The sequence below is a fragment of the Corallococcus terminator genome, from assembly GCF_003611635.1.
GTDB lineage: Bacteria > Myxococcota > Myxococcia > Myxococcales > Myxococcaceae > Corallococcus > Corallococcus terminator.
The window spans coordinates 1-11,117 of the sequence record NZ_RAVZ01000325.1 but is presented as its reverse complement, the minus strand read 5'-3'; the positions used below and the strand labels follow the sequence as shown (position 1 = coordinate 11,117).

The window sequence follows — 11,117 nt, the reverse complement described above, 5'->3', positions numbered from 1 at the left end:
GGGGCGTGGCGGCCGTGGAGGTGATTTCGCCGTGGTAGTGGTGCCGGATGGCGCGTTCGATGGAGGACGCGGTCGCGACCACCACCTGGAGCCGCTGGCCCGCGTGGAAGCCCAGCTCCTGGAGCGACTCCACGTTGGTGGGATCCGACGTGGCCACGGTGAGCGTCTTCGACGCCAGGTCCACGCTGATGGGAAAGACGGTGTAGCGCTCGGCGATGTCCACGCGCAGCGCCTGGATGGCGGGCGGGGAGGGGACGTGCTTGTCCAGGTCCACGGTGGGGATGGCCAACTGCCGCGACAGGGCGTGCACCATGGAGTTTTCGTCCACGTAGCCCATCTGCACCAGGGTGAGGCCCAGGCGCCCGCCCCACTTGCGCTGTTCGGCGAGCGCGGTGCGGAGCTGGGTTTCGGTCAAAAGTCCGGCGTCCATCAGGATTTCCCCAAGCCGACGCTTGCGGTTGGGGCCCGGGCCGGGGGGAACGGAAGGGGGAGCGGTCACGGCCCGGCAGCATAGCAGCCAGCCCCCGCTCCAGGGCCTCTGGCGGGTCGCAAACGGGCCCCTGGCGCGGGGATGGGGTAGCCTTACCACCATGGTGCGTAGCCCTCTTTTCGCGGCAATCCTCCTGGCCTTCACTGTCGGTTGCGCTTCGCAGCGCCTCTCCGGCGCGGATCTGGATCGGGTCCACCGGCCGGCCTTCATCTCCCGCATCGAGGACGGCGCGGGGCCCAAGAGCCTCGTGTTCCGTGAGGACGGGGCCTACTCCGGCAAGCTCAAGAAGCTGGAGGACAAGGAGGCGGACCGGCGGCTCACCGTGAAGTTGCAGCAGGCGGTGACGCGCTTCGAGCTGTCGGAGCGCCTGCGCGTCACGACCCTGTCGCGCCTGCCGGAGGAGGCGCCGTGGACGGACGTCCTGGATCCGGCCCGGGTGGCCACCGCGCTGGAGAGCTTCCTGGTGGAGGAGGTGCCCGCCAACGCCCCGGACTACGACTTGATGGCCCCGCTGGGCGCGGACACCATCGTGGAGTTCGTCATCCAGGACTTCGGCATGCGCAGCGAGGACGGCCGCGCCGGGGCCTACCTCAAGGGTTACGGGCGCATGTTCCGGGTGGACGGCCGCGCGGAGCTGTGGCGCCGGCCCTTCGACATGGACGCGGTGGATCAGGGCGAGCCGCACCTGGATCCGTTCAAGGTCGGCAAGGAGCCGGAGCTGTACCGCCTGGCTATGACCGCGCTCCTGGACAAGGTGGCGGACATGTTCGTGAAGGACCTGACGCCGCAGAACCGCAAGGGCGCCGCGCCCACGGGTGACACGGCCGTGGACACCGTGCCCTCCGCCGTCACGCCCGCGGCCGCGCCGCTTCCGACGCCGCCCGAGCGACAGTTGCCTCCGGGCGAGCTGCCGGATCCGGACGCGTAGGCCCCCGCCTCAGGGGAAGAAGGCGTGCTCCGCGAGGAGCACGCCCAGTCCGACGACGAAGCTGACGAGGGTGACGGGCACGCCCACGCGCAGGTAGTCGAAGAAGGTCATGCGCACCTTGCCGCGCGCGGCTTCGAAGACGATGAGGTTCGCCACGCTGCCGACGAGGGTGAGGTTGCCCGCGAGCGTGGAGCCCAGGGCGAGCACATGCCACGCCAGCTCCGGCTGCTGCATGGCGGGCACCCACGCCCGGGCGAGCATCACGAAGGGCACGTTGCTGAAGAGGTTGGAGGCCACGAGCGTGAGGAACGCGAAGCCCAGCGTTTCGCGCCACGGGGGCCCGGCCATCAGCGGGGCGAACACCAGGCGGATCTCCTCCGCCCAGCCTGCCTTGTTCACCCCGTGCACGACGACGAAGAGGCTGGCGAAGAAGAGCAGCAGCACCCAGTCCACGCGCTCCAGCGCATCCCGCGAGTCGTGTCCGGACAGCGACATCACCAGCACCCCGCCCGCGAGCGCGCTCCAGCTCATGGGCAGGCCCGCGAAGAACGCCACCACCACGCCCAGCAGCACCCCGAGCGCCAGCCCGAGCAGCTTGCGGTCCACGTCGACGGGGGGCGGGTGCGTGTCGAAGCGCGCGGAGGGCAGCTCCTTGCGGAACAGGTACAGGAGCGCGATCGCGACGATGGCGGTGGAGATCAGGGCGGGCAGGGCCATGTAGCCAGCGAACCGCGCGTAGCCCAGGCCGGACGCGCCTTGAATCAGCATGTTCTGCGGGTTGCCGGTGAAGGTGGCCACCGAGCCGCTGTTGCTGCCCATGCACACCGCGAGCAGGTAGGGCGCGGGCGGCAGGCGCGCGTCCTCCACCACCACGAGCACCAGCGGCGTGAGGAACAGGCACACGGTGTCGTTGACGAGGAACGCGGACAGCACTGCGCTGACGAAGGTGACGGCCACCAGCAGCACGCGGGGCGTGTGGGCCACGCGCAGCGCCTTCGCACCGGTGGCGCGGAAGAACTTCGCCTGGGACAGGTACGCGGCCAGCAGCATCATCCCCAGCAGCAGGACGATGGTGTCCATGTCGATGGCCTGCTGGGCCCGGTCCGCGCTGTGGCCGAACACCTCCGCGGGCGTGACGACGCCCACGACGACCATCAGCGTGGCGCCCAGCAGCGCGCCTCCGGGACGGTCCAGTTTGACGAAGGGCAGCCGTGCCCCGGCGATGAAGATGTACGTGAAGAGGAAGATCGCGAGCGCCACGGGCGCGGGACACTAGGTCGCGGCCGTCAGGCAAGTCGAGACATGCGACTCGTCGCTGCTCCAACGACGGGGTCGGGACGAGACTTGCTCGGACGAAGGACGCCGCTGGGGTCGTCCTCGGGCGTCCTCGTCAGGCAAGAGCGTGCGGAGCAACTCGTCGTCAGGGCCGAGCGGGCGCCAGCCGGGCGGCGGGGGATTGGACGTGGCCGGCCCCGTTCCCCTCACCTCTGGGCAGCGACGAGCAGCCGGCCCGTTCCGGGCTGAACGTCAGACGTGTGCTCTTTGCTCCCTTCGCCGGGGCGCTCACAGGAGTCGTGTATGCGAATGATGCGAAGTGGGGCGGTATGGCTGTTGCTGGCTTGGCCGGTCGTCGCGGGGGCGGAGGAGGTCCCCGAGACGCAGGCCGGGGAGGAACAGCGCGTGCGGGACTCTGCGTGGCGCTCGCTGCTGCGGCTGGATGCGACGACGTTGGTCCTGCTGCCGCGCGCGGGGGTCGGCACGGACGAGGGCTTCCTCCAGGTGGAGCCCACCCTCGTCTTCGAGCGCGGCGAGGACTTCGGCCTCAATCTGGGCGCCCCGGTACGATTGCAATTGTGGCGTGGAAGGGAAGGCACGGGCCTCGTGCGGCGGGAGGACTGGGACAGCCTCTCTGATTGGGGCCAGCTCGTGCGCGGCCTCAAGCTGGGCTCGAACGACGCGCCCGTGGGCGTCTGGTTCGGCGCATTGGAGTCCTACAGCCTGCTGTCCGCGCACATCGTCCGGCGCTACTCCAACCGAAGCAATCCCGACTACCACCCGGCCGGGGGATTCCTCACCGGCACGCTGGGTCCCCTCTACACGCAGGCATTTGCCTCGGACGTGCTGGGCGCGCGTCTCATGGGGGCGGAAGTCGCGCTGGACGTGCAGCACGTCCTCTTCGGCCAGCCCCGCAAGCCGGGTCGCTACACGCTGGCACTGTCGGCGGTGCATGACTGGGGGGAGGCCGGAGGCCGCGCGCCTCCGGTGACGCTGGCGCACCTGGATGGAACCGCCGTGGTGGTGGTGCGGCCGGGCTTCGAGGCCCACCTGCTTGCCGGTTGGGGCGGACGGCCCGACGCGGGCGGCGCATGGGGGGCGGTGGTAGGCGCGGGCGCGGATGCGGTAACACCCGCGCTGGACATGCGGCTGCGGCTGGAGGTGCGCAGGCAGCAGGGTGGCTTTCGACAGGGATACTTCGGCCCGGACTACGAGTTGGCGCGCTTCAAAGCGGCGGGGCCGGAGGGAGTGCCACTGGCGGAGGCCCACTTCCCGGACGGGACTTCCGCCTATGGCGAGGCGGAGGTGGGCTGGGACGCGGTCCGCTACGGCGGCCTCTCCAAGCACCTGAAGCTGTCGCTGGGGGTAGAGGCCTTCAACTGGGGCCGCTTCGACGTGGACGGGCGCGTGGCGGTGCAGTTCTTCGCGCGCAGCCTCGAAGTGGCGTTGAAGGGGCTCGGAGTGGGCATGGGGCAGCCCGGGGCACGCTACCTGGGGGCCGCCGAAGCCCGCTGGCGATTCCTGGGTGGGAAGCTCTACACGATGGGGACGGGCGGCACGCTGCTCTTCCCCACGCCGGAAGGGACGCTGCGGCCGGGGGCGTTCGCCTCGGTGGGCCTGGGGGTGGACGATGCGCGTTGACGCCCTGGTGCTGGCCCTGGTGTTGATGGCCACGGGATGCGTCTCCGTGTCGCAAGCGCCTGGGCGAGGTCGAAGCTTGAGCTACGCACCGCGAGAAGCCTCCTCGCCCGCCTGGGTGGAGGCTCCGAACGACGAGCCCCCGCGCGCCTGGAACGCTCTCCCACGCGTCCTCTCCGGGTCTGAGCAACGGCTCCTGCGCCGCCAGCAGCCGCGTGACGACGTGACAGCCGTGGGAGACGTCAGCAGGGAGTCAGCCCCTGGGGGCGAGGCCCGGAGCGCAGCAGTGACACGGCAGGCAGTCCTCGACGCGACGAAAGACGTGAAGGGCTCCCTGACCCACGTCGAGGCCGCGTTCACCAAGTTGGCGGCCCGTCCTCCGGACCTCTGGGGCTTCAGCCTCACCGGCGTCTTCACGCGCTACCTCGACCAGGGCTCCAAGCAGGTGACGTGGCTTCATGGCGCGCTTGGGGGCGCTACCACGTTGACGGAAGCGGCCTCGGAAGTTGGCGACACGGACATGGAACTGGGCCTGCTGCGCATGACGGGGCCAAAGCTCCAGGCGGCTCAATTCGGGACGCTCCTGCTGGCCACCTGGGTGGACTTCCTCCACCTCGCTGACGCCATTCTCAGAAACTGCCCCATGTGCAGCGTCGAGAAGCTCTTCGCGGACCTGTATCGCGTGCGGGGGCTGATGGAGCCCACGCTGACGGGCCTTGCCTCACTGGACCCGGAGCAGGTGGAGGCGGCGACGACCGCGATGCCCGAGATGATGGGGAAGCTGACGCGTGAATTCGACACGCTCCAGCGGGAGACCCGCGAGACCCTGAAATTTGGCGGGCAGGTCATCGCGGCGATGCAGGCGGTGGAGATGGTCGCGATGATCTCCACCATGAAGATGGCCATGCCACGCGTGCCGCCCTCGACCCCCATGACGCTGGGTGTGGGCCTCGTGATGAGTTCGGGTGGCGTCATGGTGGGCTCGCGGATGGTGGTCTCCGCCGAGTGGGTGGAGATGATGCGAAGGCTCGTGCAGGCGGGCGTCATCTCCGTTCCTGCCGTCGGCGCGGCCGTCCTCATTCAGGGCGGACAGGCCACGATGGCCCAGGCGCATCAGGACCTGCCCCAGGGCGTACGCGACGCGCTGGGGGACAGCCCCGAGGTGCGCGGCATGCAGGTGACGGGCAGAGCGGGGGCGGGCATGTCGGACGCTCCGAAACACCATGTGCTGCCGCAGGAGCACCGCGAGTGGTTCGAGCAGCGCGGCTTCAAGGGTGACATGGACATTGATCAGTTTTGCGTCCAGATGGAGCGGGCCCACCACGAGGCGATCCACGGTGGGGGGAACTGGAAACTGGGGCGCACATGGCCCGGTGAGTGGAACCGGATGATCATGGATGCGCTGCGCAAGGCCGAGACGAAGGCTGGCCGGCTGTTGACGCGCAATGAGGTCCTGGACATCGTTGCGGATCGAATGAAGGACTACCGGATCCTGATGAACTTCACGCCCGGGAGAAGACAATGAGCGGCGGAGATGCATGGCGGGGCAACATCAAGGCGCGCCTGTATGAGCGAGTCCGCGCACGCGGCTTTGACTCACTCACGGCCTTTGCCGATGCGCGCCCTGCTGTCCCACTGTACGTGCTGGCCGACGAGCTTGGTGACGATGACATCGCTGCGGTGCAGGTATTGAGCGGGTTGCTCGCAGAGGCGGAACAGAGCAAGTGGGTCACGCGCTTTGTCCGTGATGTTCTCGTGCGCCTCTTGTCTCAGAGCCTTCCCAGCGGGTGGCCAGCCGTGCTGGATGACGCAAACCGATTCAAGGTCGCCAAGGCACTCGGCTCGTGGTTCGCCTACACCCCAGAAACACACAAGGAGCGTGTTGACCGGGCCGGCGATGTGCTCCTCTCCAGTCCGCCTCCCCCTGGCTGGTTTCCGCGCGGCCCCGACGACGCGCTCCTCCGCATGCTTCTGCCGGACGAAGAGGCCTGACCCGCTCCCGGCGACTGACTCTCAGTAAATCTCCGTACTTGAAGCCAGGAACGTGAAACCGGAGTGCGTCGGGAACGGTCACCCGCCGGGTTCCAGGCGGGAGTGTGACGCGCGTTGTCCTTCCCGGTACACGTCTGTACAGTGCCCGGCCCTATGAAGCCCGAGAAGGAAACCGAGGCTTTTTCCGGCCCGCGTCGCACACCATGGTCGGGAGCTCGCGGGCTGGATGCCGTGCTCCAGGGCTGGCGGACGGACCGGCAGGTGTGGCCGAACATGGTCCACGACGCCGTGACGCCGGCTCGGGCCGGGGTCTTCGCGCCGCTGCCGGAGGACCTGGCGCCGCAGGTGCGGGACGCGCTGCGCAAGCGGGGCGTGGAGCAGCTCTTCTCCCATCAGGCGGAGGCCTTCGAGCGGGCCCGGGACGGGGAGAGCCTGGTCATCGCCACGCCCACCGCTTCCGGAAAGAGCCTCTGCTACAACCTGCCGCTGTTGGACCGCTTCGCGCGTGAACCGGACGCTCGGGCGCTCTACCTGTTCCCCACGAAGGCCCTGTCGCGCGATCAGGAAGAGTCGCTGCGGGCGTTCATGCGCGAGGCGGGCCTGGGCCACGGCGCCATCACCTTCGACGGCGACACGCCGGGAGATGCACGGCGAGCGGCCCGGGAGCGCGCGGGCGTGGTGCTCACCAACCCGGACATGCTGCACACGGGCATCCTTCCGCACCACGCGAACTGGGCGCGGCTGTTCGCGAACCTGCGCTACGTCGTCATCGACGAATTGCACACGTACCGGGGTGTCTTCGGTTCACACCTGGCCAACGTGCTGCGCCGGTTGCAGCGGGTGGCCCGGTTCCACGGGGCGTCCCCCACGTTCATCCTGGCGTCGGCGACCATCGGCAATCCGAAGGCGCACGCGGAGCGGATGCTGGGGCGCGAGGTGGCGCTGGTGTCGGAGAGCGGCGCCCCGTCCGGCGAGCGGCGCGTCCTGGTCTACAACCCACCGGTCGTGAACGCGGAGCTGGGCATCCGCGCCAGCTATCTCAAGAGCGCGGTGCGGCTCACGTCGGATCTGGTGCGCGCGGGGGTGTCCACGCTGCTCTTCGGGCAGTCCCGCAACAACGTGGAGGTGATGCTCAAGTACCTGCGCGACCGGTTCGTGGAGGAGAAGCTGGACCCGGCGCTCATCCAGGGCTACCGGGGCGGCTACCTGCCGGGCACCCGGCGCGCCACCGAGGCCGCGATGCGCGCGGGCGAGGTGCGGTGCGTGGTGGCCACCAACGCGCTGGAGCTGGGCATCGACATCGGGTCGCTGGACGCGGTGGTGTGCGCGGGCTACCCGGGCTCCGTGGCCGCGCTGTCGCAGCGCTTCGGACGGGCAGGGCGCCGGGGCATGGGGAGCCTGGCGCTGCTCGTCACTTCGAGCGCGCCGCTGGATCAATACTTCGCGTCGGATCCGAAGGCGCTCACGGGCGCGCCGGTGGAGCACGCGCGCATTGATCCGGACAACGTGGAGATCCTCGTGCAGCACCTGAAATGCGCGGCCTTCGAACTGCCCTTCGAGGAAGGGGACGCGTTCGGGGACGTGCCGGTGGAGAACACCACGGAGGCGTTGGACTTCCTCACGCAGCATCAGGTGGTGCACCCGTCGCAGGCGGCGGAGGGCGGGCGGCGGATGTTCCACTGGTCGTCGGACGCGTACCCGGCACACCACGTGTCGCTGCGCAGCGTGGGGTGGGACAACGTGGTGGTCATCGAGCGCGGCAGCGATCGGACGCTGGCGGAGATGGACTTCCGCTCCGCGCACACGCAGTTGCACGAGCAGGCCATCTACCAGCACGACTCCGAGCAGTATCAGGTGGAGCTGCTGGACCTGGAGAACCACAAGGCGTTCGTGCGCAAGGTGGCACCGGACTACTTCACCGACGCGATGACGAACGTGCGCGTGAGCGTGATTCAAGAGGACCAGGGCGCGCCCGTGGGCCCGACGCTGCACGCGGGGCTCGGCGAGGTGTCCGTCATCGAGAAGGTCGTGGGCTACAAGAAGATCAAGTACCACACGCATGAGAACGTCGGTTACGGCGACGTGCGGCTGCCGGAGATGCAGATGCACACCACGGCGCTGTGGCTGACGGTGCCGGAGGCGGTGGTGCGGTCCATGGACGCACCCCGGCCGGCGGTCATCGATGCGCTGCGCGGCCTGGGTTCGGCGCTGCGCACGGTGGCGTGCGTGGGGTTGATGAGCGACCCGCGCGACCTGGGCCGGACGCTCGGCAGCCGGGATGAGCCGGACGGTCCGCCGCGCAAGGAGGGTGGGGTGGGCTTCGAGCCGACGCTGTTCCTCTACGACAACGTGCCCGGCGGCGTGGGACTGGCCACGCGGCTGTACGATCAGCGCGAGGAGTTGCTGCTGCGCGGGCGCAAGCTGCTGGAGTCGTGTCCGTGCGAGGACGGGTGTCCGGCGTGCATCGGGCCGGCGGCGGGTGGGCAGCCGGGGAGCGCTCCGGTGGGAACGCATCCGCGCAAGCGGCTGGCGCTGGACCTGCTGGCGGCGCTCGGCGTCGCTGGGGTGCAGTGAGGAGCACGGACGGCGCATGGACCTGAAGCGCAAGCTGTCGCGACTCACCAGCGCGGGCCCCGGAGGCTCGCGTGGGACGCCCGTCCCGGTGAATACCGTGGTGGAGGCGCGGGCGGAGGTCGGTGCTCCGACGGCGGAAGAAGCAGGGACGACCACCATCGCGGAGGTGCTGGTGGACGTGCTCCGCAAGCGCCTCTCGATGGATGGTGAGGAGGGGCCTGTCCTCGACGTGAACCGGACGGGCGAGGTCCGCACTTCGGGCCCCGTCGCGCTCCAGGAACACGGCGGAGAATCCTCCGGTCTCGTTGACCTGCGCGAGGAAGCGCGGCGTCGGTTCGCGGCCCGGAAGGCGGGCGTCGCGGACGCTCCAGTGGATCCCCGGGTGGAATCGCTGCGCCAGATGCTGTCGTTCTGGGCGGAGCGACAGGGCACGGCCTCCGCGCGGCGGGCGGTGGCCCCGGTGCCCGAGCCCCGGGCGCTGCCGGTGGAAGCGCGCACGACGTCGTTCGGCACGGTGCACGTGGCGGAGCAGGTGTATCCGCCGGAGCATCACCACGGAATGGCCCCGGTGGCGGCGGCGCTCGACGTGGAGGCCCGGCTGGTGGCGAGCCTCGCGCTGCATCCGGAGTTGGAGTCGGTGGACTTCACGCGGATGCTGATGCTGGACACGGAGACGACGGGGCTCGCGGGCGGCACGGGCACGGTGCCCTTCCTCGTGGGGCTGGCGTGGTTCGAAGGACGCTCCCTGCGCGTGCAGCAGCTCTTCCTCCGGCGCATGGGCGAAGAGGCGCCAATGCTGCGGCTGCTGGCCGAGCGCATGGCGTCGTCGTCCTGCCTCGTCACGTACAACGGCAAGAGCTTCGACTGGCCGCTGTTGCGCACGCGCTTCGTGCTCAACCGGGTGCCGGTGCCGAAGGAGCTGCCGCACCTGGACCTGCTGCACTGCGCGCGGCGCGTGTTCAAGCACCGGGGCGAGGGCGCGCGGCTGGTGCACCTGGAGTCGAAGGTGCTGGGGCATCACCGGGTGGATGACGTGGACGGGGCGCTCATCCCGGAGCTGTACTTCCGATTCCTGCGCGGCACGGACGGCTCGGAGTTGGTGCCGGTGCTGGAGCACAACCAGAAGGACCTGCTGCTGCTGGCGGCGCTGCTGGGCGACCTTGTGCGCCGCTTCCGGGCGGAGGGGACAGAGGCCCAGGATCCGCGCGACCTGCTCGGCTTCGCGGTGGTGGCGGAGCGGGCAGGGGATGCGGAGCGGGCGCTCGCGTTCGCGAAGGCGGCGGCGGAGGGCGGTGGGAACGTGGGCATCGAGGCGCTGGTGGTGGCCTCTCGCCTCTGCCGGAGGGCCGGCGACTGCGAGTCCGCGGTGTCGCACCTGCAACGAGCGCTCACATTCGCCCGGCCCGGGCAGGGCGCGACGCTGCACCTGTCGCTGACGAAGCTCTACGAGCACTCGCTGAAGGACCTGTCCCGGGCGCTGTACCACGCACGCCTGGCGGCCCCGGTGGAGCTGCCTGCGGACCACCAGCTCCGGCTGGAACGGCTGGAGCGCAGGCTGTCGCGTCAGGGCGCCTGAGCGTCAGGCATCCTCACGGCAGCGCATGGCGCAGCCCGGGGAACCACGCGATGAGCAGTCGCTGCGTGCCCAGCTTCACCCTGGCGCTGCCGGTACTCCCGTCCTGGTAGAGGCGTGACCGCCCGTCCCGGATGAAGGCTCGCGCCGGCGCGTGCGCACGCACCAGCACGGCGCCGTCTCCCCCTGTCGCCATCTCGGACTTCCTCGCCCGTGCGTACTGGAGTGACGCCTCCGGATCCTCCACCTTCTCGATGACCGCATCGAGAGGCGCGGGCATGCCCTCCATCCGGTACTCCAGCGTCATTCCTGGGGCCAGCTCCGACCGGTACGCCCCCGGAAGCAGCACATGGAGCGACGGCAACGCTTCCGGATCCCTCACCGCCACCACCGGCTGGCCCGCCACCACCTCCGCCCCTTGCTCCACCAACAGGCGGCCCACCGTCGCCGCCTGGGGCGCCGTGAGCTCTACCGGACCCGACGCCGTCTCCAGCCGCGCCAGCACCTGCCCGGCCGTCACCTTCTGACCCAGCCCCACGTCCACCGACACCACCTTCCCGGGGGCGGGCGCCGGGACCTCCACCCATTCGCCCTTCTCCAGCAGCACCGTGCCCCGGGCCATGCGATCCATCCGCACCATCGACGCC

General features: G+C 70.0%; 9 protein-coding genes. 6 read left to right on the top strand and 3 right to left on the bottom strand.

Annotation, left to right across the window (positions count from 1 at the left end; genetic code table 11):
- Window positions 1-430, bottom strand: a 430-nt coding sequence (locus D7V88_RS33195) for a GspE/PulE/PilB domain-containing protein (RefSeq protein WP_504814673.1), incomplete at its 3' end; no start/stop codon positions are given.
- A 160-nt stretch (window positions 431-590) separates the two neighbouring features.
- Here D7V88_RS33195 and D7V88_RS33190 point away from each other — a divergent pair.
- A complete protein-coding gene (locus D7V88_RS33190) occupies window positions 591-1,418 on the top strand; it encodes a hypothetical protein (RefSeq protein ID WP_208726617.1) in 828 nt (275 codons plus the stop codon).
- A 9-nt stretch (window positions 1,419-1,427) separates the two neighbouring features.
- On the opposite strand, the gene D7V88_RS33185 is transcribed toward D7V88_RS33190, so the two are convergent.
- Window positions 1,428-2,678 carry an ArsB/NhaD family transporter gene (locus D7V88_RS33185; protein WP_120544627.1) on the bottom strand — a complete coding sequence of 417 codons (1,251 nt, stop codon included), beginning with the start codon at window positions 2,676-2,678 and terminating at the stop codon, window positions 1,428-1,430.
- A gap of 318 nt (window positions 2,679-2,996) precedes the next feature.
- Here D7V88_RS33185 and D7V88_RS33175 point away from each other — a divergent pair, with 318 nt between their 5' ends.
- From D7V88_RS33175 to D7V88_RS33155, 5 genes are all read left to right on the top strand, one after another.
- Window positions 2,997-4,334, top strand: a complete 1,338-nt coding sequence (locus tag D7V88_RS33175) for a hypothetical protein (RefSeq protein ID WP_120544626.1) — start codon at window positions 2,997-2,999, stop codon at window positions 4,332-4,334.
- A 319-nt stretch (window positions 4,335-4,653) separates the two neighbouring features.
- Window positions 4,654-5,856 carry a DUF2380 domain-containing protein gene (locus tag D7V88_RS33170; RefSeq protein ID WP_244238523.1) on the top strand — a complete coding sequence of 401 codons (1,203 nt, stop codon included), beginning with the start codon at window positions 4,654-4,656 and terminating at the stop codon, window positions 5,854-5,856.
- On the top strand, window positions 5,853-6,323 hold the full coding sequence (locus D7V88_RS33165; protein ID WP_120544624.1) for an NUDIX hydrolase: 471 nt from the start codon (window positions 5,853-5,855) through the stop codon (window positions 6,321-6,323). Before D7V88_RS33170 ends, D7V88_RS33165 begins: the two co-directional genes overlap by 4 nt.
- A 153-nt stretch (window positions 6,324-6,476) precedes the next feature.
- Window positions 6,477-8,897: a DEAD/DEAH box helicase gene (locus D7V88_RS33160; RefSeq protein WP_208726615.1), complete on the top strand. Its 2,421-nt coding sequence runs from the start codon at window positions 6,477-6,479 to the stop codon at window positions 8,895-8,897.
- A gap of 16 nt (window positions 8,898-8,913) precedes the next feature.
- On the top strand, window positions 8,914-10,473 hold the full coding sequence (locus D7V88_RS33155) for a ribonuclease H-like domain-containing protein (protein ID WP_120544623.1): 1,560 nt from the start codon (window positions 8,914-8,916) through the stop codon (window positions 10,471-10,473).
- Between the two features lie 13 nt (window positions 10,474-10,486).
- Here D7V88_RS33155 and D7V88_RS33150 read toward each other — a convergent pair.
- Window positions 10,487-11,117 (bottom strand): biotin/lipoyl-containing protein (locus D7V88_RS33150; RefSeq protein ID WP_120544622.1); only part of this gene is annotated, 631 nt, incomplete at its 5' end.

What these genes read in the sequence shown, in the direction of transcription:
- D7V88_RS33190 (WP_208726617.1), top strand. Translation starts at nt 591, where the DNA reads ATGGTGCGTAGCCCTCTTTTCGCGGCAATCCTCCTGGCCTTCACTGTC.
- D7V88_RS33175 (WP_120544626.1), top strand. Translation starts at nt 2,997, where the DNA reads ATGCGAATGATGCGAAGTGGGGCGGTATGGCTGTTGCTGGCTTGGCCG.
- D7V88_RS33165 (WP_120544624.1), top strand. Translation starts at nt 5,853, where the DNA reads ATGAGCGGCGGAGATGCATGGCGGGGCAACATCAAGGCGCGCCTGTAT.
- D7V88_RS33160 (WP_208726615.1), top strand. Translation starts at nt 6,477, where the DNA reads ATGAAGCCCGAGAAGGAAACCGAGGCTTTTTCCGGCCCGCGTCGCACA.
- D7V88_RS33155 (WP_120544623.1), top strand. Translation starts at nt 8,914, where the DNA reads ATGGACCTGAAGCGCAAGCTGTCGCGACTCACCAGCGCGGGCCCCGGA.